The sequence below is a fragment of the Mycobacterium syngnathidarum genome (assembly GCF_001942625.1).
In the GTDB taxonomy this organism is placed as follows: domain Bacteria; phylum Actinomycetota; class Actinomycetes; order Mycobacteriales; family Mycobacteriaceae; genus Mycobacterium; species Mycobacterium syngnathidarum.
This window is the reverse complement of sequence record NZ_MLCL01000077.1, coordinates 1-22671: the sequence shown is the minus strand read 5'-3', so window position 1 is coordinate 22671 and position 22671 is coordinate 1. Positions and strand designations below refer to the sequence as shown.

Genomic DNA, 22671 nt, shown 5'->3' with positions numbered 1-22671 from the left:
GTTTTGTGTCTGGTCACGGGAACTAGAGTCCCTTGAAACGCTCCTTGACCGCCTCGTCGGTCAAGCCGTAATCAGCCAGCGAGTACGTGTGCTTGGGCGCCCGCGGCCCCTGCTTGCTGGCGTTGTGGCTGTCGATCATCGCCTGCCGGGCAGCCTCGGTGAAGTCCAGGCCGAACGTGCGGTAGATGCCTTCGACTGCCCCGATCGGGTCTGATACGAACTCGAAATAGTCGACGTCACAGAACTGGGCCGGATCGTGTTTGGCCCGTTCGGTATTGAACAACTCCAAGCCGCGCGACCAGGTTTCCATGGCGTCCTCGCCGATCACGTTCCCGGTGAACGTGTTGGACCAGCCGGCGGTCGTGTGCTGGGACAGCGAGCACATCGAGGCCATGATCGTCTCCGCCGGTCGATGGCATTGCACGACCAGAGCGTCCGGGTAGACCTTGAACAGCGCATCCAAGGCGAACAAGTGGCTGGGATTCTTGAGTACCCAACGCTTTTCGGGCTCGTTCAGACCGATCAGCTGCAGGTTCTTCCGATGCCGCTGATAAGACTTGGTCCAGTCTTGCCGGGCCAGCCACCGAGAATAGGTCGGAACGTGAGCCAGGGTCTCGTAGGACACCGAGTGCAGCGACTGGCGAAGCAACTGCCAGCATTCCTCGACCTCGTCGGCGGTCATGAAGTGCAGGCCGGTGTAATCCGGGTTCTCCTCGTGTGCCTGCTTGAACCTGGCATCGAGCGCGCTGAATACCGGGTTGTCCGGCCAGGTTTCCCGTGGCGGGCGCGGCTGCGGGAACTCCGCCAGCCACATCTCCAAACCCTGATGCATCGGGTCTGCGGCCAGCAGCCGGTGGATCACCGTGGTCCCGGTGCGGGGCAGGCCGGTGACGAAGATCGGCCGCTCGATCGGCACATCGGCGTGCTGCGGGTGCTGCTTGAACGCGGCTTCCGAGACGAGACGAGCCACCAGCGCATTTCGGGTGAAGAAGCGCTGCATCTTGCTGCCGAGCTCGGTCAGATCGGCGTCGCGCTGGTAGGACTCGAGCAGCACGCCGAGCGCTTCGCGGTAGTTGTCGTCGTCGGTGCCGAAATCTTCCAGACCGCAGGCCTTCACCGCCGAGGCGTGTAGGTCCTCGACGGTGCCCACGTCGGTACGCGGCGCGCCGCTCATGGCTCGACTCCTTCTCGCTCCGGTCCTCGCTCGTTCCTCGCTGCGATCCTCGCTCGTCGTCGCCTTCGCATCATGCTTTGTATTCTCCGCAGTTCACGTCGAGGGCCTGGCCGGTGATGCCGCTGGACAGATCGCTGGCCATGAACAGGATCGCCGAAGCCACCTCGTCCTCGGTCGGCAGCCGCTTGAGGTCCGACCCGGCCGCCGAGGCGTTGTAGATCTGCTCGACGGTAGTGCCGTACTTCTGGGCCTGATGGTTGAAGTAGCCCTCGAGGGTCTCACCCCAGATGTAGCCGGGCAGTACCGAGTTCACCCGGATGCCCTTCTCCCCCAACTCGGTTGCGAGAGTCTGCGACATGGACAGCAGGGCCGACTTGGCCATCTTGTAGGCGCCGTACTTGGCCTGCGAGTGCCGCACGACCATCGAGTTCACGTTCACCACCGAGCCTTTGGCGGCTTCCAGGGCCGGAGTGAATCCCTGGGTCATGCGCAGGGCGCCGAACACGGTCAGCTCGATGGCGTCCCGCATGTGCTCGAACGTGGTGTTCGCGAACGGCTTCATCGACGGCACCCGGAACGCGTTGTTGATCAACACGTCCGCCTTGCCGTACTCCTCCATCGTGCGGGCCACCAGATTGGCGACCTGCTCGTCATCGGTGATGTCGGTGCCCACCGCGAGCGCACGACGCCCCAGTGCCGTCACCTCTTTGGCGACGTCCTCCAGCCGCTCCACCGTCCGGGCGGCCAGCACGATGTCCGCCCCGTTCTCCGCACATCGGCGAGCCAGCGTCGTCCCGAGGCCGGGTCCGACACCACTGATCACCACTACCTTGCCATCGAGCAGCCCGGTCACGGTCAGCCCACCATCCTCTCGCCAATGAGCTTTTGCCGCAGCGCAATTCGCGCGCGCCAGTCTTCGTCGGAAATCTTGTTGCTCTCGTAGTACGGCAGCTTCGAGGCCACTGCGTCGAGGTCGACGATTTCGCACGTCGGCCCGTCCTCGGCAGTCAACTCACGTGAGACGCGCTGCCAGCGGAACTGCACGTATCCCTTGAGATGCCCGAGCGTCTCGCACCAGTTGGTGACACCAGGGTTGTTCTCGGACACCACGATGCGGATCTTGCCGTCCGGGTCGGCTTGCGCCTGGGCGCCGTTCAGCGAGGTCTGATGGTTGATGTAGTCGAGCGAGATGTACCAGAGGCTCCCGAGCTGGAAGCCCAGGTAGGGCGCATCCGGCACCGGCAGCGTGATGATCATGGCCTGGTCAGGCGTCATGTCGTAGTGCCCGACCGACGAGTACTGGGTGGCGAGCCCGCCGGGGGTCAGGCGGGGTTCGGTCAACGTGTTGACCGGCAGGTTGTCATAGAACCACTTGGGGAACTGCAGCCACGTCTTGACTCGCTGCACCAGTTGCTTGCCCGCGACGGCGTAACGCTTCTCGATCAGCTCTTTGGTCAGCGGCGCCGGGGCGGTACCTGCCGTGTCGGTGCGCGAGACACTGATGGAGCCGCGCTGCGCCGACCAGTCGTTGTAGACCTCGCGGATCAGCAGCTGCGACGGGGTTGTCGGGGTGAAGCGGTACTCGAAGGTGCCGTCGGCGGCGATGTCGAGTTCGCGATCGTCGAATGCGGCCTGGCTGATCGGCACGTTGTCGTCGGTGTACTCACCGCCGAGGATCTGGAAGCTCAGATCAGTGGTGGTGCCGCGCTTGCCGGTGACGACGTACTCGTGTCCGGGCTGCACGCGGGTACCGAAGTACAGGGTGTCGGGGTTGTCCAGGGCCATCTTGGTGAAGGGCCCGGTTCCGCTGTGCAGGAACGGGTGGTCGCGGTCGTAGTTGAACCCGACATGGGTACAGGCAGCGATACACCCGGCCAGGTACTGCAGGCCCTCGAGGAGATCCGCTTCCGACTCTATGAACGGCGCGGCGGTCACCAAGCGTTCCGCCTCGGCGATGGCGTCAGCCAGTGGTTGTGAGTACATCCAGCATCTGCTCTCTCGGTCCAATATTGGACCGTGGTGGTAGAGTTTCCTACCTGACACTAGAACGTGTTCCAATGCGAGTCAACGCCCCGGGAGGGTCCGATGCCAGACAACGAGCCGGTCGGCCGTGCCTCACCGCCGACCGCCCGGGTGGTGGCCATCCTGGATTTTCTGTCCCACCATCCGCAGGATCGATTCGGGCTCTCCGAGCTCACCCGCCGAGTCGGACTGAGCAAGCCGACGTGCTTGGGCATCCTGAGCACACTTGTCGACGCCGGCTACCTGATCCGCGACGACGGCGACAAGACGTACCGTCTGGGACCGAGCTTGATCACCCTGGGGCACGCAGCCCAGGAGTCGATGCGCGTCAACCCGGCGGCGCGCGCCGAGTTACACGCACTGTCAGCCGCTTTCGACACCTCCGTGGGCCTGACAGCGGTGGTCGACGACCGGATCACCGTGCTCGAGCTGGTCGGGCCGCCGGGCCGTGATCCCGGCGTGCGCGTAGGCCAGAGCTATCCGTTTGCTCCGCCGGTCGGCTTGATGTTCGTGCTGTGGGATGACAATGCGCTGCGGACCTGGCTGGCCAAGGCGCCGACGATCCCGCTGCGCACCGAGTCAGCCCGGCTGCAGCGCGTGATCGAAAACTGCCGCGCCGACGGGTATCTGGTGGAACGACTGACTCCCGGTGGTCGCAGGCTCTACGCACTGATGGCGGGAATGTCGACCAACCTGCCCGACGAACTACGCGCACTGCTCAGCGAGCTGGTCTCCGACATCGGCGAACGGGTCTACCTGCGCGATGAGGGCGGAACCGACGGACGCTCGGATATCAGCGTCATCTCCGCACCGGTGTTCGACCACTACCAACGTCAGGTCATGGCGGCCTCGCTGCACATCGGAACGGCCTTGACCGACAACGAGATCGCCGAGCGGGCCGAGGCGCTGGTGGCAACGGCCGACGCGCTCACCGCCCAACTGGGCGGCGTCAAACCCCGGCGCTGAACCCGGTCAGAAGTTGTTGCAGGTGTCGAAAACCGTCTGCAACAACCCCAGATAGGGCTGGTTGGCCGGTTGAGCGGCGATGCCCTCGGCCATACGCTGCCGCTGATCCCGTGGCGAATCCAGGAACTGCCCCAGGACCGACTGCACCGCCGGCGATGCACCGGCCATGGGACTCTGCGCATTGAGCGCGCCCATCACCTGTGAATAGTTACAGGTGGTGTTCACAGCCGAATCAAGCCTGGGGTCTGCGGACGCGACCCCCGCCCCGGCAGAAAGGGACATTGCCAAGGCGCCGACGGCAACTGCCGCCCTTATCTGCAATCGTTCATTCATGCGTAGACCTCCTCCCCCCGATGCCCGGACTCTACCCGTCGATCGTGAATGTGCTTGCGCGTTTTGGCAATTTGCTGCTTTGTCGACGAATTTTATTAATTTCCACAAGAAATAGTTTGCGTGGCGCCAACCGAAGACCCCGGAAGTCAGCGCTCGTCTGACGGAAGCATGAGGGACCGCACGACCGGCCGCGGAGCGGTGTCCCGCAGCAGCGCGCTGGCCGGCCGCCGGCGCACCCGTTGCGGCCACCAGAACCACGGACCCAGCAGCGCGGCGATGGACGGCGTCATGAGCGCACGCACCACCAGGGTGTCCAACAACAGGCCGATGCCGATCGTCGAACCCACCTGACCGATGATTCGCAGATCACTGACCACCATCGACATCATGGTGAATGCGAAGACCAGACCGGCTGCCGTCACGACCTTTCCACTGCCGCCCATGGCGCGGATGATCCCGGTGTTGATGCCCGCATGGATTTCCTCCTTCATCCGGGACACCAGCAGCAAGTTGTAATCGGAGCCGACGGCCAACAGCACGATCACGGACATCGCCAGGACGAGCCAGTGCAGGTTTATGCCGAGAATGTGCTGCCAGATCAGCACCGACAGCCCGAACGCCGCACCGAGCGACAACGCCACCGTGCCGACGATGACCAGCGCGGCGATCAGGCTGCGCGTCACCAACAGCATGATGACGAAGATCAGACACAGTGCGGCCACGCCGGCGATCAGCAGATCGTAAGTGGAGCCGTCGCGCATGTCCTTGAACGTCGGGGCCGTGCCAGCCAGGTAGATCCTGCCGTGCTCCAGCGGAGTCAGCTTGAGCGCCTCTTCGGCCGCGTCGACCACTGCGTTGACCCGTGAGATGCCTTCGGGCGTGGCGGGATCCCCGCGGTGGGAAATGATGAAACGGGCCGACTTTCCATCGGGCGAGAAGAACAGGTTCATCGCACGTTTGAAATCCTCGTTCTGGAGGACTTCGGGCGGAAGGTAGAAGGAGTCGTCGTTTCGGGCGGCGTCGAAGGCCTGTCCCATGGCGGTGGCGTTCGTGCTCATCTCATCCATCAAAGCGAAGGTGCCGGCCATCGTGCTGTGCATGGTCAGCAGCGCGGACCGCATCGTCTTCATGCTCGCGATCATCTTCGGGAACTGCCCCATCAGCTGAGGCATGAGCACGTTGAGCTTGTCGGTCTCCTTGCTGAGATCAGTCATCTGGTCCGAGACCGCGTCGACCCCGTCGAGGGCGTCGAACAGAGACCGCGTCGACCAACAGAAAGGAATGTCGAAGCAGTGCGGTTCCCAGTAGAAGTAGTTGCGGATCGGCCGGAAGAAGTCGTCGAAATCGGCAACGTGGTCACGGAGCTCATCGGTGACCTCGGCCAATTCACGCGTATTCTCTGTCATTCGATCCGTCGTGCTGACCATTTGCTGACCGATACCGTACAGCCGCTGCGTGATGTTGATCAGCGTGGTGATGTCGTCGGCCTGCTTCAACAGGTCCTCCATACGATTCCGCTGGAACGGCAACACCTGCTGCTGATTGGCGCTCTGCAAGCTGAGCAGAAACGGGATCGACGTCCGATCGATCGGGTTCCCCTCGGGACGCGTTATCCCCTGCACGCGGGAGATGCCCTGAACAGCGAAGATTCCCTTGGCCAACTTGTTCAACACGAGCAGATCCGCCGGATTACGCATATCGTGGTCGGCCTCGAGCATCAAGATGTCAGGCGTCATCCGGGATTGCGGAAAGTGCCTCTCGGCAGCCGCATATCCGACGTTGGCAGGAATGTCTCCAGGGACATAGAGGCGGTCGTTGTAGCTGGTCTCGTAGGCCGGCAACGCCAACAAGCCGGTAAGTGCGATCACACAGGCGGTGACCAGAATGGGTGCCGGCCATCGGACGATCGCCGTCGCCAGCCTCCGCCACCGGCGAACGATGATTTTTCGCTTGGGTTCGAACAGCCCGAAACGCCCGCCCACCAAGAGCACCGCAGGAACCAGGGTGAGCGCGACCATGACCGCGACAACCATCGCCGTGGCAGTCGGAACACCCATGGTCTGGAAATAGGGCAGTCGAGCGAAGCTCAGGCAGAAGATCGCTCCGGCGATGGTCAACCCAGAGCCCAATACCACCTTGCCCACGCTCTGAAATGTGGTGTAGAAAGCGGCTTCCCGTTCTTGCCCGGCCTGTCGCGCCTCCTGATACCGGCCGAGGAAAAATATGCCGTAGTCGGTTCCGACCGCGATGCCGAGCGACACCAGCAGGTTGACCGCGAACGTCGAAAGCCCGATGACCTGGTGCATTCCGAGGAATGCCACCACTCCCCGCGCCGCCTGAACCTGGATACCCACCATGGCCAGAAGCAGCACCGCAGTGACGATCGACCGGTAGACCAGCAGCAGCATCGCGAGGATCACCACGAGTGTGACGATGGTGATCTTGATGATCGATTTGTCGCCGGCATGGTTCATGTCCGCGACCAGCGGCGCGGGACCGGTGACGTACGCGTTCAGCCCCGAGGGTGCCGGCGTCCGAGCCACGAGGTCCCGGATCGCCTCTACGGATTCGGTCGCCAGCGATTCGCCTTGGTTACCAGCAAGATTCAGCTGGACGTAGACCGCCTTGTCGTCGGCGCTCTGGACCGCCGGCGCGGTGAGCGGATCGCCCCAGTAATCCTGCACGTGCTGCACGTGGCGGGTGTCGGCCTTCAGCTGCCGCACCAGGTCGTCGTAATAGCGGTGCGCCTCGTCGCCCAGAGGCTCCTGGCTCTCCAGAACGATCATCGCCACACTGTCGGAATCCGATTCACCGAAATTCCGGCCGATCTGCTGCATCGCCTGAAACGAAGGGGCATCTTTCGGTACCAGCGACACCGAATACTGCCGTCCCACTTGTTCGAGCGACGGGATGGCGAAGGTGACGACGGCGACGAACACCAACCAGCCGAGAATGATCGGCACCGCCAGTCGGTGAATGATCCTCGCAATACGCGGTGGCTTGTTGCTCACCACGATCAGCGTTCGTCGGGGTTGAGCAACAGGGAACGAACCAGCGGCCGCGGCCCGATCGGCCGCAGCATCGCACTGGCCGGTCGCTGTCGAACATGCAACGGCCACCAGAACCATCTGCCCAGTAGGGCGGCGATGGACGGTGTCATGAACGCCCGCACGATCAGGGTGTCGAACAGCAAGCCGATCCCGATGGTGGAACCCACCTGGCCGATGGTGAGCACATCGCTGGCCAACATCGCCAACATGGTTGCGGCAAACACCAGGCCCGCGATCGTCACCACTTTTCCGCTACCGGCCATGGCGCGGATGATGCCCGTGTTGATGCCCGCCGCGATCTCCTCTTTCATCCGGGACACCAACAGCAGGTTGTAGTCAGACCCGACTGCCAACAGGATGATGAGTGCGATCGCCAGCACGATCCAGTTCAACTGGATTCCCAGAATGTGCTGCCAGATCAGGACCGACAAGCCGAAAGCGGCGCCGAGCGACAGAGCCACCGTCCCCACGATCACCAAGGCCGCGACGAGGCTTCGAATCATGATCAGCATGATGATGAAGATCAGGCACAGCGCGGCGATTCCGGCGATCATCAGGTCATAGGTCGACCCGTCCACCTGATCTTTTGCCATCGCCGAGCTTCCGGTCAAGAAAAGCTTGGCGCTCTCCAACGGCGTCCCCTTGAGTGCCTCCTCGGCGGCCGTTCTGATCGGATCGACGCGCGCGATACCCTCGGGCGTCGCGGGATCCCCGCGTTGTGAGATGAGCAGGCGCGCTGTCTTCCCGTCCGGCGACAAGAACACGTCCATGACCCGCTTGAAGTCCGCGTTCTTGAAGACCTCGGGCGGGATGTAGAAGGAGTCGTCATTCCTGGCATCGTCGAATGCCCGGCCCATGGCGGTGGCGCCATCGGACATCTCGTCCATCTGCGCCAGCACCCCCGCCATGGTGCTGCGCATCGACAGCATCATGGTCCGCGTGCTCCGCATCGTCGCGATCATCGCGGGGAACTGGGCGATCATCTGCGGCATCAGCAGGTTGAGCTGATCGAGGTTGCCGATCAGCTCATGCATCGACACGGTGAGTTGATCCACACCGTCGAGTGCCTCGAACAGAGACTTGATCGACCAGCAGAGCGGGATGTTGAAACAGTGCGGCTCCCAGTACAAATAGTTCCGGACCGGACGCCAGAAGTCGTCGAAGTCCGCCATGTGGTCCCGCAACTCCAGAGTGGTGTCTTCGAGTTCGTGCGTCTTGCCCACCAGATTGTTGGTCGTCACGGCGAGTTGCTGCATCAGTGCGTACATGCGTTCCATCACCGCGATGGTTTTCGAAATCTCTTCGGCCTGGACGAGCAGGTCGTTCATCCGGGCTTTCTGAAACGGCAGGAGCTGCAGTTGGCCGGCGTTCGACGAGCTGATGATGAAGGGAATCGTGGTGTGCTTGAGCGGAATACCTTCCGGCCGGGTCGCCGCCTGTACCCGGGCCACGCCGGGCACCGCCAGAACGCCCTTGGTCAGCCTGTTCAACACCAGAAAGTCGGACGCGTTCCGCATGTCATGATCGGCCTCGACCAGCAGTACGTCCGGCGACGCCATCAACGACTGCTGAAAGTGCCGGCCGGCAGCTTCGTAACCGGCGTTGGCGGGAATGTCCTTCGGCAGATAATTCTGGTCGTTGTAGCCGGCCTGATACGCCGGCAGCGCCAGCAGGCCGATCAATGAGACCGCACAGGCGGCGACCAGAATGGGTGCGGGCCAGCGAACGATCGCAGTCCCGATGCGGCGCCACCGGCGCGCGATGATCTGGCGCTTCGGCTCGAACAATCTCATTCGACTGCCCAGCGAGAGGACCGCGGGGATCAGCGTCAGGGCCACCGCCACCGCCACCACCATGCCCAGGGCGCACGGAATGCCAAGCGTCCGGAAGTACGGCAAGCGGGTGAAGCTGAGGCAGAAAACGGCACCGGCAATGGTCAATCCGGATGCCAGCACCACCTTTCCGACGCTGCGATACGTGGTGTAGAAAGCCTGTTCCTTGTCCTCGCCGGCCTGACGCGCCTCCTGGTAGCGCCCGACGAAGAAGATGCCGTAGTCGGTCCCCGCCGCGATGCCCAGTGTCACCAGGAGATTGACCGCATACGTGGAAAGGCCGATGAGGCCCTGATCCCCGAGAAATGCGACCACCCCGCGCGCTACCTGCAATTGAATGCCCACCAGGAACAGCAGGATCACGGCCGTGAAGATCGATCGGAAGAAAAACAGCAACATCGTCAAGATCACGGCGAGGCTCAGACCTGTGACGAGCAGGACGGTCTTGTTGCCACTCGCGCTCAGATCGGCCACCATCGCCGCCGGGCCGGTGACATACGCCTGGACACCCGGAGGCGGTGAACTCCGCTCGACGATCTCCCGAACCGATTCCAGGGACTCGTTCGACGCCGCCTGGCCGAGATCGCCGGCGAGCCCCATCTGGACGTAAACGGCCTTGCCATCGGCGCTTTGCGCCGCGCCGGCCATCAGCGGGTCGCCCCAGAAATCCTGCACATGCTGCACATGTGCCGTGTCGGCCTTGAGCTGGCGAACCAGATCGTCGTAGTAACGGTGCGCTTCATCGCCGAGCGGCTGTTGCCCCTCCAAGACGATGATCGCCGCGCTGTTCGAGGTGGCTTCGCCGAAGTTCCGGCCCATCCGCTGAATCGCCTCGAACGACGGCGCGTCGTTGGGTATCAGCGATACGGAGTGCTCTTTCTCGACCTGCTCCAGCGGCGGAACCACCGCACTCAGCAGATATGCGATCACCAACCACCCGAGGATGATCGGCACCGCGAGCAGGCGGATCGCACGCGCGATGAGCGGCGGTTTGCGGCTGGTCTCCGGGCTGGTCATGCGGCCTTCAAAAGACAGTAGGTGAAGGCGCTTACGCCATTCTCGACCCGCTCCGCCTTGACCTCGTCATCGACGATGATGCGGCAGCCGATTCGGTTGCTATCGCCTTGTGCGATGACATTGACCAATGCCGTGGCCTCGGTCATCGGAAACTTCAATGACCACGGCAAGCTTGCTCCCTCGACAAACTGAGGCTCCGCGTCGACGTCGAAGTAGCTGATGTTGGCCACCGTTCCCGGCGGGCCAAACACCTCGTACACCAACTGTTTAGGGTCGTAAGGCTTGCGTTCCTCCAGTTCGGTGTCGGCGTACGTAGGGCGGGTCTGAGAGCCGAACACACCGTGCAGCCGCATGACGGTGAATCCCCCGGCACCGAGGACCACCAAGATCAACAGCGGAATCCAAATCCGCTTCAGAACCCCCACGTTTCACGAACCCCCTGAATTCGCAGCCTATTCCGGACCATCCGTGCCACGAGACTGGGCGAAGTGTATCGACCGCAATCCTCGACCAGGCACCGACGGGTCTGACGCAGCCGGCATTCGGAGCCAGCCACGCTGGACGGTCACGGCAGACCCACGACAGCTCGGGCGGGACAGCTCGAACCTGACAAGTACATCATTCAGGCCACCTCCATATCGGTCCACTCCCAAGGTGATACGCGATCGTAATGCATTCGGGGCACCTCCGACCCGGGAACGGATTAACTCAGCTAACAAGTCTCAGATTGCTGACGGCCAACTGTGCGTCCGCTGTACGTCGGAACCATTCCGCACCTGATCCGCACGGCCACCGCCATTCGAGAAGAAGTCCAGAATCGCGGAGTTCACCACTTCCGGCCGTTCCAGGAAACCAAGGTGGCCGGTATCGGGAATCTCGAGATATCGCCCGTGGGGCAAGGCATCTGCCACCTCCGCTCCGAGGTGCGGCGGCATCACGAGGTCGTCGGCGAAGCCGATGACGAGCACGTCGGTGGTGATGGCCCGGTATGAGGGCCTCCGGTCACTCTGCGGCGCGACGCCGTACTGGGCACGGATACCCGGTGTCACCTTCGCCGGCCATCTGGTGAACATGTCTATCCAGTCCCGAACGGTGTCCTCGTCGTTCAACGTCCTCGGCGAAAAGTTCTCAAGCAGACGAAGTTTCGCGTCATAGGTGGCAGGCAGTCGCACACCTGCCTCGGCCAGGTCCCGTTCGGCGATACCGAAGAACTCTCGGGCACGGTCGTGGCGGGCGCGGGTGGCCATCAACGCGGCCTGGCTCACCAGTTCGGGGCGCGACAGCATCAGTTCCTGTGCGATGTACGAGCCCATCGAAACCGCCACCACCCGGACTGGAGATATGTCGAGCCGCTCGATCAGTTCGACCGTGTCGGCCACCATCGTTGCCGACGTGAACCCTTCGGCGTCCGACGTGGCTCCCACGCCCCTGTTGTCGAAGGTGATCACACGATAGCCGGCGGCACGAAACGCGGGCACCTGAAAAAGATCCCAAGTCCGCCCGAGACCTCCCTGACCGGCGATGAACAACACCGGTTCGCCGTCGCCGCGGTCGTCGTAAGCCAGGTTCACCTTCCGATCCCCGAATGCGGTCATGCGTCCAAGCGGGCGAATTCGCCCTGCCGGTATTGATCGACACAGGCAGCGCGCCGGACCTTGCCACTCGTGGTGATCGGGATCGAACCGGGCGGCACCAAAACCAGATCCGCGACCCCGAGACTGTGCGTGTTGAAGATCGCCGACGTCACTTCACGTTTCACCGCCGAGAGTTGGTCCACGGGCTGCTCGGCAGACTCGGGCCGTTTCCTGTACTCGATGATGACGACGAGTTTCTCGGTATGACCGTCCGGGACCGCGATGGCCGCACATCGGCTCCGGCTGATCTCCTGGATCGTTGCCTCGATGTCGTCGGGAGAATGGTTGCGCCCGTACACGATCAGCAAATCTTTGATGCGTCCGATGACATACAACTCGCCGTCGAACATGAATCCCGAGTCCCCGGTGCGCAGCCACGGCCCCTCCGGCGTTCCGGCCGACGGTGAAACGATGCGCGCACCGAACGTCGACTCGGTCTCGCGGACCCTGTTCCAATAGCCGCTGGCCACGTTGGCACCGTGCACCCAGATCTCCCCTATGGTTCCCGGCGGGCACTCGGCGTGAGTCTCGGAGTCGACGATCCTGATCGTGGGTGAGACCGGGATGCCGTAACTGACCAGCGGCGTGCCCGTTCCGTTCTCACAGCGCTGGGCGGCACCGGCAGTCAACGGTTCGGATTCGAATCGCACGATCGCCGGCGGTTCACCCGATTCCCGGGTCGCGATGTACACCGTGGCTTCAGCCATCCCGTAGGACGGTCGTATCACGGCTGGATCCAGGTTGAACCTGGCAAACCGCTGGGTAAAACGTTCCAGCGTTGCCGGGTGCACTCGCTCGCTGCCGGTGATGATCACGAGCACATCCGAGAGGTCGAGCCCGGCCATGTCCTCGTCGGACGTCTTGCGCACCGCCAACTCGAACGCGAAATTCGGTGCAGCCGTGTAGGTACGGCCATTGGTCGCCAGCATCTGCATCCACCGCGCCGGACGCTGAAGAAATGCCACGGGGCTCGTCAGCACAGCTGGGACACCCGAGAGCACCGGCCCACAGACGCCCAGATACAGACCCATGTCGTGATAGAAGGGCAGCCACGAGACGATGGTCGAGCCCTCCGGGACCACGTTTCCGAACTCGGCGAAGTAGCCGGACATCAGCTGTTCGAAGTTGGCCAACAGGTTTCGGTGCGACATCATCACCCCGGCCGGCTGCCGGGTCGACCCAGATGTGTACTGCAAATACGCGGTATCCGTGGGATTTTCGCTATGCGAACCGGTCCCGGCAGGAGCATCGAGATCCAGCGTGTCGACCTCGACGATCGTCGGGGCCTTCAGGTCGTTTGCCGTGAGGTAGTCGGCAACCACACCGGCGACCGCCGAGGTAGTGAGGATGACCGTCGGCTCCGCATCTTGAAGCACCGAGCTGACCCGCTCGTCGCTGACACCGCCCATGGGAACCGCCAACGGAACCGCGATCCGGCCCGCCTGTAGCGCACCGAAGAACGCGACGATGTAGTCCAGTCCCTGTGGCGCCAGGATGAGGGCGCGGTCACCGGGTGAACCGGATCGGCCGATCTCCCGCGCCAGGTTGCACGCATGCCGATACAGCTGCGAGTACGTCAGGCTCTCGGCCGAGCCGTCCAAATTACGTTCATAGTCAACAAACGTCATCGCCGTGTCGTCGCCCTGCAGACCCGCACGCTCCTGCAGCAACGTCAAAATTGATGCCTCGCCCACGCCAGTCAGAGTATCGCGGTAAGCGCACCGACATATCCGGATCAGCCAGCAAACTAAATTTGAGTCGCCTTATGAATCACATGCACGTCATTCCGCACTCATCTGTCAAAGTAGGCTAAATGTTGCCCCGAAAGCGGCGAAATGCCTCTGATCTTGACCGTTATGGGTTGATCAGGCGATATGCCCCGAAGTAGTTGAAATCGCCTGCATCTCAGCTGTGGATTGATCCGATCGCGAGACAACTTTGCGCAGCGAACATACTGTTACGTTTGTGAGCGCCCGCGACGGGCGTTGAGCGGCTAATGGACCCTCGCTACCAGCGATCAAATTCTGCGGCTCGGCGTACGAATGCAGGCATTCGGCCTCATCGCGGATGAACCGCGGAAAGGCTTGCCGGGAGGAGTTGCAATTGAATGCATCTGAAATCGTGGGCGGAGCGCTTCCGGAATCGGATACCGGGATCGGCGCGGCACACATGCCCGCCGCACAGGTCACCCCGGTCGCCATCATCGGGATGTCCTGCCGCCTGCCGGGTGGCATCGACTCCCCCGAGCGCCTGTGGGAAGCCTTGATTCGCGGTGACGACCTGGTCACCGAGGTTCCGCCCGACCGTTGGGACGCCGACGAATACTACGACCCGGAGCCAGGGGTTCCCGGCCGATCGGTGTCGAAGTGGGGTGCCTTCCTGGACGACGTCGCGGGCTTCGACGCCGAGTTCTTCGGCATCAACGAACGTGAAAGCGCCGCACTCGATCCGCAGCAACGGCTGTTGCTGGAGACCGCCTGGGAGGCGATGGAGCACGCGGGCCTCACCCGAGATGCGCTGGCCGACTCGTCGACCGGGGTGTTCGTCGGAATGACGCACGCCGACTACCAGATGCTGGCGGCCGACGCTCAGGCGCTGGAGGCGGCATATGGCTTCAGCGGCAACAACTTCAGCCTGGCCTCCGGCCGGATCGCTTACGCACTCGGGGTGCACGGCCCTGCGCTCACCGTCGACACGGCGTGCTCCTCCGGCCTGACGGCAGTTCACCTGGCATGTCGCAGCTTGCACGAGGGCGAGAGCGATTTCGCCCTGGCGGGCGGCGCCACCCTGGCTTTGGATCCGCGCAAGTTCGCTTCGGGTTCGGCCGAGGGCATGCTGTCGGCGACCGGACACTGCCACGCGTTCGATGTCGCGGCCGACGGCTTCGTGAGTGGTGAGGGCTGCGTCGTGGTCCTGCTCAAGCGGTTGTCCGACGCCGTGCGGGACGGTGACCGGATCCTGGCCGTGATACGTGGCACGGCCGCCAACCAGGACGGCCACACCGTGAACATCGCAACCCCGTCGGATGCGGCGCAGACCGCGGTGTATCAGGCAGCGTTGAGCGCGGCCGGCGTCGATCCCGGCACCGTCGGAATGGTCGAGGCACACGGCACCGGAACGCCGGTCGGCGATCCCATCGAATATGCCAGTCTGGCCAAGGTTTACGGCGTCGACGGCCCTTGTGCACTGGCGTCGGTCAAGACCAACCTCGGGCATGCCCAGGCAGCCTCGGGTGCTGTCGGACTGATGAAAGCGGTCCTCGCCGTACAGCATGGTGAGGTTCCGCAGAACCTGCACTTCACCCGTCTGCCCGACAAGCTCGCCGCGATTCCGACCAAGCTTTTTGTGCCGCAGGAGACCACACCGTGGTGCAGCAACGGGCACCATCCTCGGCGCGCAGCGGTCTCCTCCTACGGCCTGTCGGGTACGAATGTTCACGCGATCGTGGAGCAGGCGCCGGTCGGGGGCCGGGAAACCGAGACGGCCGAGTCACCTGCGTCCTTTCTCTTCCTGTTGTCATCCACCTCGGCCGACGCGTTGCGGCGCACTGCGGGCCGGCTCGCCGACTGGGTGGAAGCGCACGACGATGTAGCCCTGACGGATCTGGCCTATACGTTGGCCTGCCGCCGTGTACACCGCCCGGTACGCACTGCGGTAAGTGCCGGCAGCCGACCGGAACTTGTTGCCGCCTTGCGCGAAGTCGCCGACGGTGACGCCCCCTATCAAGCCGCGGTGGGGCGAGACGACCGAGGGCCGGTCTGGGTGTTCTCCGGTCAGGGCTCGCAATGGGCCGGAATGGGCGCCGATCTGTTGGCGACCGAACCCGTGTTCGCCGCCACCGTGGCAGAGGCCGAACCGATCATCGCGGCAGAGTCGGGATTCTCTGTGACCGAGGCCATGTCGTCACCGGAAACCGTGACCGGCCAGGACCGGCTACAGCCGACCTTGTTCACCATGCAGGTCGCGATGGCCGCCACCATGAGAGCACACGGGGTCCACCCCGGTGCGGTCATCGGACACTCCCTGGGAGAGGGCGCGGCAGCCGTCGTCGCCGGAGCACTCACGATGGAAGACGGGCTGCGACTCATCTGCCGCCGGTCCCGGCTGATGTCCCGGATCGCCGGCAAGGGCGCCACCGCGGCCGTGGAACTGCCGGCCAAACAAGTACTTTCGGAATTGACGGGCCGCGGCATCAACGACGTGGTGGTGGCCGTGGTGGCTTCGCCGAAGTCCACCGTCGTCGCCGGCACCACGCAGACGGTGCGAGACCTGGTGGCGGACTGGGAACAACGTGGGATCATGGCCCGCGAAGTCCCCGTCGACGTGGCCTTCCATTCACCACAGGTGGAACCGATCGTCAGCGATCTCGCCGAGGCGCTCAAAGATCTCAAACCCATGCCTCCGGAGATCCCGTTCTATTCGGCGACCCTGTTCGACCCGCGGGAACAGCCGGTCTGCGATGCCCAGTACTGGGTCACCAACATGCGCAAGATGGTGCGCTTCGCCAGCGCGGTGCAAGCCGCGCTGGAAGACGGTCACCGGGTCTTCGCCGAACTTTCGCCGCATCCACTGCTGACCAGGGCTCTCGAACAAACAGCCGCCGGCCGCGAGACGCCGATGGCCGCGCTGGCGGCGATGCGCCGTCAACAATCGATGCCGAACGGGCTGCGCGGGCTCCTGGTCGACCTTCACAGCGCCGGTGCCGCGGTCGACTTCTCGGTATTGAACCCCCGAGGTGAGTTGGTCGACGCCCCGCTGCCGACCTGGACGCATCGCAGGCTCTGGCTCAGTGGCGGTGGTAACGAAGCCCCGACCCATGGCGGTTGCACCATCTCGGTTCATCCGCTGTTGGGAGCCAACGTCCGACTGCACGAGGAACCGGAACGCTATGTGTGGCAGTCCGATGTCGGCACCGTCGCCCAGCCGTGGCTTGCCGATCACCAAGTTCGCTCGGTTGCCGTGCTTCCGGGCGCTGCCTACTGCGAGATGGCGCTGGCTGCCGCCGCGACCGTGCTGGGCGACGTCTGCGAAGTCCGCGACATCCGGTTCGAGCGGGCACTGCTGCTGGACGAACAGACGGTGGTGGGCGCCTCTGCAACGGTGTCGGCTCCCGGCGTTGCCGACTTCACCGTGGAAACCGACGAGGACGGTCAGCCGGTGCGCCACGCGACAGCCATCCTGCGGGCCGCGGCAGACGAGATTCCGCCCAGCTACGACATCTCTGCGATCCTGACCGCCCATCCCTGCCCCGACGACGGCGCCGAGGTGCGTAATCGCGTGGGCCAGCACGGCATTCAGTACGGTCCGGCGTTCACCGGCCTCGTCACCGTTCATACCGGTGAGGCGGAGGCGCGCACGGTGCTCGCCGAGGTGACACTCCCCCGTTCGATCCGCTCACAACAGGACGCCTACGGGGTGCATCCAGCGTTGCTGGACGCCTGTTTCCAATCGGTCGAAGCTCATCCCGATGTCCAGGCGCTCGGCGGAGACGTGCTCGGCTTGCCGCTGGGGGTCCGGCGGTTGCGCACGTACGGTCCGGCCCGCAACGCGCACTACTGCTATACCCGATTGACTGCCGTCGACGTCACGGGCGTCGAGGCCGACATCGACGTTCTCGACCAGGACGGCGCTGTGCTGCTGAGTGTGCAGGGATTGCGCCTGGGCACCGGCGCATCCGCCGGTGCCCACGACGACCAGGTTCTCAGCGAGAGACTGCTCACCGTCGAATGGCGTCAGCGGGAACTGCCAGAGGTGGAGTACGCCGATGCCGGTTCATGGCTGGTGATCAGCGCCGCCGCCGGCCCGGACGTGGTTGCCGACAAGCTGTGCGACATCCTCAAAGACCGCGGTGCGCTGTGCACCAGCATGAGTTGGCCGAACCAGGCCGACGACTCACTCACGTGTGAGCAGCTCGGCCGTCATCTGCGGGCCGGGCGATTCACCGGGGTGGTCATCGTCACCGCGCCGAATGACGGTGAACACGCCGAGCAGTCGCCGTTGCTGGGTCGTGAATACGTTCGTCATCTGGTCCACATGACCCGCGAATTGCCAGAGATAGGCGGCGAACTGCCCCGCCTGTACGTCGTGACACGAAATGCGCAGACTGTGCTGGCCGGCGATGTGGCCAATCTGGATCAAGCCGAACTACGCGGCCTGATCCGGGTCATCGGCACCGAACACCCGCATCTGGCCGCCACGCAGATCGATGTGGACCAGACGGTCGACGTGGAGCAGTTGGGCGCACAGCTGCTCAGCGGATCCGAGGAAGACGAGACCGCGTGGCGCAACGGGCGGTGGTACACCGCCCGGCTGTGCCTGGCCCCACTGCGTCCCGAGGAGCGGCAGACCACCATCGCCCATCACGAGCGCGACCGGATGCGGCTGCAGATCCGCACCCCCGGGGACCTGGAGTCGATGGAACTCGTGGCCTGTGAACATGTTCCGCCGGGTCCGGGACAGATCGAGGTCGCGGTCACCGCCTCCAGCATCAACTTCGCCGATGTGCTGGTCGCCTTCGGCCGCTACCCTGCCTTCGACGGCCGGCTTCCCCAGCTCGGCATCGACTTCGCCGGTGTGGTGACCGCGGTCGGACCCGACGTCACCGACCACCAGGTCGGTGACCATGTGGGCGGTCTGTGCGCCGAGGGCTGCTGGGGGACGTTCGTCACCTGCGACGCGCGGCTGGCCACCACCTTGCCGGCCGGGTTGTCCGATGCCGAGGCGGCTGCGCTGACCATCGCGACCGCAACCGCGTACTACGGACTCAACGACATGGCCCGTATCAAGGCGGGCGACAAGGTGCTGATCCACTCGGCGACCGGCGGCGTCGGCCAGGCGGCGATGGCCATCGCCCGCGCTGCCGGCGCGGAGATCTTCGCGACGGCCGGCAGCGAGCAGCGCCGGCAATTGTTGCGGGACATGGGTGTAGAGCATGTTTACGATTCCCGGACCCTGGAGTTCGCCGATCGGATACGTCAGGACACCCAGGGATACGGCGTGGACATCGTGCTGAACTCGGTCACCGGCGCTGCCCAGCGTGCAGGCCTCGAATTGCTGGCCTTCGGGGGGCGATTCGTGGAGATCGGCAAGCGCGACATCTACGGTGATTCCCGGTTGGGTCTGTTCCCCTTCCGGCGCAATCTCTCGTTCTACGCCGTCGACCTGGCGCTGATGTCGGTCAGCCATCCGGGCCGACTCCGGGAGCTGCTGTCCACGGTGTACCTGCTGAGCGCCGAAGGCGACCTGCCGATGCCCGAGTTCACCCGGTACCCGCTTGCCGACGCGGCAAACGCCATCCGGCTGATGAGCAGTGCCCAGCACACCGGCAAGCTCGTGCTCGACATCCCGCACACCGGCTCCAGCCGGCTTGTGGTTCCACCGTCACAGGTCCGGGTATACCGGCCGGACGGCGCGTACATCGTGACCGGTGGTCTCGGTGGCCTCGGCTTGTTCATGGCCGAGAGAATGGCGGCCAACGGGTGTGGGCGCATCGTACTGTCCTCCCGCTCGCAGCCGAGCGAGACGGTATCGAAGATCGTCGACCGCATCCGTGCGACCGGTGTCGACATTGTCGTCGAGTGCGGCGACATCGCCGATCCGAACACCGCCGAACGCTTGGTGGCGGTGGCCACCGCCGGCGGGCTCCCGGTGCGGGGGGTGCTGCACGCAGCGGGAGTGATCGAGGATGCCGCGCTGACCAACATCACTGACGAGCTCATCGAGCGGGACTGGGCACCAAAGGTTTACGGTGCCTGGAATCTGCATACCGCTACCGCCGACCAGCCTCTGGACTGGTTCTGTTCGTTCTCGTCGGCGGCAGCGCTCGTCGGTTCCCCCGGGCAGGGGGCCTACGCCGCGGCCAACAGTTGGCTGGATGCCTTCAGCCTGTGGCGCAGGTCCAAGGGGCTACCGGGTACTGCCATCGCTTGGGGTGCATGGGGGCAGATCGGCCGCGGAACCGATCTGGCCGAAAGCGCCGGAATCGCCATCGCGCCCGACGAAGGTGCGTATGCGTTCGAAGCACTGCTGCGTCACGACCGGGCCTACACCGGATACGCGCCGATCACGGGAGCGCCGTGGCTGTCCGTATTCGCCGAGCGCAGCCCCTTCGCTGAGGCATTCCGATCGATCGGCCAATGCAGCACAGGCACAAGCAAGCTGCGGGCTGAACTTGACGATCTACCACCCGAGGAATGGGCGGCCAAGCTGCGGCATGTGATCTCGGATCAGATCAGCGTGATCCTGCGCCGCAGTGTCGATCCTGACCGCCCCCTGTCCGAATACGGCATGGATTCACTGGGCGCACTCGAACTACGGACCCGCATCGAGAACGAGACCGGAATACGAATCTCGGCAACCGGAATCACGACGGTGCACGGCTTGGCAGATCTGCTGTGCGAGAAGCTACTGCCCGCAGGAGCTTCCTGACATGGCCGACGGCAGGGAGTCGGATCGGACCATCCGCAGCAAATTGATCAGGAGAATTGGCCCCAGGTTTTCCGCAGATCGGCCGGGCGGGTACCCGAACCTCGCGACGGACCATCGTTTCCCTCGGTCAGCCCAGTACTCGCAGCTTCTGGCCGGCCCGGCGTCTGCCCGGATTCCTCAACCGCATCTCAGCGCCAAACGACACAGCTGGCGCGAAACTAGTTACTCGACAACAAATCCGAACGATCCGATGCCGACATAGCGGGGGAACAACAGTACATTTGCGCCAAATCTCGAGGCTGGTCCGCGATGCGGCACGCTGTTCAGCGCCGCCGATCATGACGTGAGCCAGTTCGTGGATTCGCATGCCCGGGTGCGCGCCAAAGTACTCACGATCAAGTTTCAAGAACCCCTACAGCAAATAACACACAAGGTAGTATTCCGCTCATGTGGGGCTCGTTGGTAGTACTGGCACTCTTGACGACGATCAATCCCGTGCGACTCGGAATCATCCTCCTGGTGCTCTCGCGCCCACGTCCCGTGCAGAATCTGTTGGCCTATTGGGCGGGCGCAGTGCTGATCGGGCTCGCCAGCCTCGTCATTCCGCTGATCGTGCTCCACTCCACGCCGGCTTCGTCCGCGTTCGCGAAGCGATTTGCCCACCCCACCGCAGACCCGCTCACGCAGCGCATCACGATCGGAATCGGCATCGCGCTGCTGGCGATCGCCGCATTCATGGTGGCCCGCAACGTGCTACGGAAACCCGTCGCCGCTGGTAGTCGTCAGACGCCGGCTGCCGGCGGCGGCACCACCTCGACACTCGTGGATGATTCCGGGGCTCCGCCGGCCATCACCAGGCTGCTGTACTCCACCTCGGCAGATTCCGACGACGATCCGAAATCACGCCGGTTGCTCGGACGGATCCGTGAAGCGTGGCAGAACGGATCCCCCTGGATACCGTTCGTCATCGGAATCATCGTGGTCCCACCGCTCGACGGAATTCTGTTCGCCCTGGCCATCGTCATCGCTTCAGGTGCATCATTCGAAGTCCAGTTGGTCGCATTGATCGTGTTCGTCTTCGGCGTACTTGCGGTGGAGGAGTTCATCCTGATCAGTAACGTCATCGCACCAGCGAGAACCCAAGCAGCGCTGCGCACATTGCACGAATGGGCCAGCGCGCATCGGCAGGCGTTCGCGGCGGCCATCTGCGCGGTGGTTGGCGCCTCCTTGGTACTCCGGGGTTTCGGCGGCCTCTGAAGTATCACAAACGCTGACGGTCCGGCTAACGCGGATGTACGCTGCTAGCTGGGTAAATCAATGCGCAGCATCGAGGTGCCATGAAATCTTTGGTGAGCATCCTGGCCAGCGGCACACTGGGCATCGTGGTCGTCGGATTGTTGATATTCGTTCCGGCGGGCACGTTGAACTACTGGCAAGCGTGGGTGTTTCTCGCCGTTGTCGTCATCTCGGGATGGGTGGCCGGCGCATACTTTCTGCGTACGAATCGTGCTGTCCTCCAACGCCGCATGCCGGCAGCCGAGAGCCGAAAGCCGCAGAAGATCCTTGCCACAGCGCTACTCTTGCTGTGGGCGGCGATGATTGGGGTCAGCGCACTCGACCATCGCTTCGCCTGGTCCACAGTTCCAACGTGGGTCTCCGTGATCGGCGATGTTCTCGTGGCGGTCGGAATCGGCGGCCTCACGCTGGTCCTCGCGCAGAACAACCATGCGGCGGTGACGATCCGCGTCGAAGATGGGCAAGAACTTGTTTCCACCGGGCTGTACGGGCGGGTCAGGCATCCGATGTACACCAGCGACATATTTCTGTTGGCCGGGATTCCCCTGGCGCTCGGGTCGTACTGGGGGTTACTTTTCGCCATTCCGTGCCTGGTGGTGCTCGTCCTCCGCATCCACGACGAAGAACGGCTACTCCAGGAAGAGTTGGCCGGGTACCGCGAATACACACAGAAGGTTCGCTACCGCATGGTCCCGCTCATCTGGTGACAACGTGAAAGATGCTGTGGCACCGTAACTCTGACACGTTGGGACGCAGCTACCACAAATGGTGCGTCAAGGTTTCAACGCGGAGGTGAGTTGTTGTGCGTATGTGTTCAGTGCTTGGGGTAGGAACATTTCGAAGTGGGTGCAGCCCACCGGTAGCACGGTGATCTCACCGGAAACGTAGGGGCGCCAACTATGCAGAAGTGAGCGCGCGGC

At 63.7% G+C, this 22671-nt stretch carries 13 protein-coding genes; 4 read left to right on the top strand and 9 right to left on the bottom strand.

The annotated features are described in order from the left end of the window. Positions 1–22: 22 nt before the first annotated feature. The 3 genes from BKG60_RS21125 to BKG60_RS21115 form a co-directional block, all read right to left on the bottom strand. Positions 23–1174 carry a sulfotransferase family protein gene (locus BKG60_RS21125; RefSeq protein WP_070946191.1) on the bottom strand — a complete coding sequence of 384 codons (1152 nt, stop codon included), beginning with the start codon at positions 1172–1174 and terminating at the stop codon, positions 23–25. A gap of 70 nt (positions 1175–1244) precedes the next feature. Continuing rightward, positions 1245–2027: an SDR family oxidoreductase gene (locus BKG60_RS21120; protein ID WP_070946190.1), complete on the bottom strand. Its 783-nt coding sequence runs from the start codon at positions 2025–2027 to the stop codon at positions 1245–1247. A 2-nt stretch (positions 2028–2029) separates the two neighbouring features. Continuing rightward, positions 2030–3157 (bottom strand): hypothetical protein, encoded by a 1128-nt coding sequence (locus BKG60_RS21115; protein ID WP_070946189.1) that lies wholly within the window; start codon positions 3155–3157, stop codon positions 2030–2032. Positions 3158–3259: 102 nt separating this feature from the next. Here BKG60_RS21115 and BKG60_RS21110 point away from each other — a divergent pair, with 102 nt between their 5' ends. Beyond that, positions 3260–4162, top strand: coding sequence for an IclR family transcriptional regulator (locus BKG60_RS21110; protein WP_070946188.1), 903 nt, complete (start codon positions 3260–3262; stop codon positions 4160–4162). Positions 4163–4168: 6 nt separating this feature from the next. Here BKG60_RS21110 and BKG60_RS21105 read toward each other — a convergent pair whose 3' ends face one another. From BKG60_RS21105 to BKG60_RS21080, 6 genes are all read right to left on the bottom strand, one after another. After that, the gene (locus BKG60_RS21105; protein ID WP_070946187.1) at positions 4169–4495 is read right to left on the bottom strand and encodes a hemophore-related protein; all 327 of its coding nucleotides are present in this window, start codon (positions 4493–4495) and stop codon (positions 4169–4171) included. A gap of 146 nt (positions 4496–4641) precedes the next feature. Next, entirely contained in the window at positions 4642–7515 is a 2874-nt protein-coding gene (locus BKG60_RS21100; protein ID WP_239252274.1) for an MMPL/RND family transporter, read from the bottom strand. Continuing rightward, the gene (locus BKG60_RS21095) at positions 7512–10394 is read right to left on the bottom strand and encodes an MMPL/RND family transporter (RefSeq protein ID WP_070946186.1); all 2883 of its coding nucleotides are present in this window, start codon (positions 10392–10394) and stop codon (positions 7512–7514) included. The genes BKG60_RS21100 and BKG60_RS21095 overlap by 4 nt, the downstream gene beginning before the upstream one ends. After that, positions 10391–10801, bottom strand: coding sequence for an MmpS family transport accessory protein (locus BKG60_RS21090; RefSeq protein WP_110765024.1), 411 nt, complete (start codon positions 10799–10801; stop codon positions 10391–10393). Before BKG60_RS21090 ends, BKG60_RS21095 begins: the two co-directional genes overlap by 4 nt. A 315-nt stretch (positions 10802–11116) precedes the next feature. Continuing rightward, on the bottom strand, positions 11117–11965 hold the full coding sequence (locus tag BKG60_RS21085) for an alpha/beta fold hydrolase (protein ID WP_083284210.1): 849 nt from the start codon (positions 11963–11965) through the stop codon (positions 11117–11119). 20 nt (positions 11966–11985) lie between these two features. Continuing rightward, positions 11986–13722 (bottom strand): AMP-binding protein, encoded by a 1737-nt coding sequence (locus tag BKG60_RS21080; RefSeq protein ID WP_070946185.1) that lies wholly within the window; start codon positions 13720–13722, stop codon positions 11986–11988. Positions 13723–14197: 475 nt separating this feature from the next. On the opposite strand from BKG60_RS21080, the gene pks2 reads away from it, so the two are divergent. From pks2 to BKG60_RS21065, 3 genes are all read left to right on the top strand, one after another. Then, complete coding sequence (gene pks2 / locus BKG60_RS21075) at positions 14198–20455, top strand: sulfolipid-1 biosynthesis phthioceranic/hydroxyphthioceranic acid synthase (RefSeq protein ID WP_070946231.1); 6258 nt, start codon at positions 14198–14200, stop codon at positions 20453–20455. A gap of 447 nt (positions 20456–20902) precedes the next feature. Next, the gene (locus tag BKG60_RS21070) at positions 20903–21712 is read left to right on the top strand and encodes a GAP family protein (RefSeq protein WP_070946184.1); all 810 of its coding nucleotides are present in this window, start codon (positions 20903–20905) and stop codon (positions 21710–21712) included. Positions 21713–21792: 80 nt separating this feature from the next. Then, positions 21793–22458, top strand: coding sequence for a methyltransferase family protein (locus BKG60_RS21065; RefSeq protein WP_070946183.1), 666 nt, complete (start codon positions 21793–21795; stop codon positions 22456–22458). Positions 22459–22671 lie beyond the last annotated feature (213 nt).

Coding starts and splice junctions, on each gene's coding strand:
- BKG60_RS21070 (WP_070946184.1), top strand. CDS start 20,903: ATGTGGGGCTCGTTGGTAGTACTGGCACTCTTGACGACGATCAATCCC.
- pks2 (WP_070946231.1), top strand. CDS start 14,198: ATGCCCGCCGCACAGGTCACCCCGGTCGCCATCATCGGGATGTCCTGC.
- BKG60_RS21105 (WP_070946187.1), bottom strand. CDS start 4,495: ATGAATGAACGATTGCAGATAAGGGCGGCAGTTGCCGTCGGCGCCTTG.
- BKG60_RS21065 (WP_070946183.1), top strand. CDS start 21,793: ATGAAATCTTTGGTGAGCATCCTGGCCAGCGGCACACTGGGCATCGTG.
- BKG60_RS21110 (WP_070946188.1), top strand. CDS start 3,260: ATGCCAGACAACGAGCCGGTCGGCCGTGCCTCACCGCCGACCGCCCGG.
- BKG60_RS21115 (WP_070946189.1), bottom strand. CDS start 3,157: ATGTACTCACAACCACTGGCTGACGCCATCGCCGAGGCGGAACGCTTG.
- BKG60_RS21095 (WP_070946186.1), bottom strand. CDS start 10,394: ATGACCAGCCCGGAGACCAGCCGCAAACCGCCGCTCATCGCGCGTGCG.
- BKG60_RS21125 (WP_070946191.1), bottom strand. CDS start 1,174: ATGAGCGGCGCGCCGCGTACCGACGTGGGCACCGTCGAGGACCTACAC.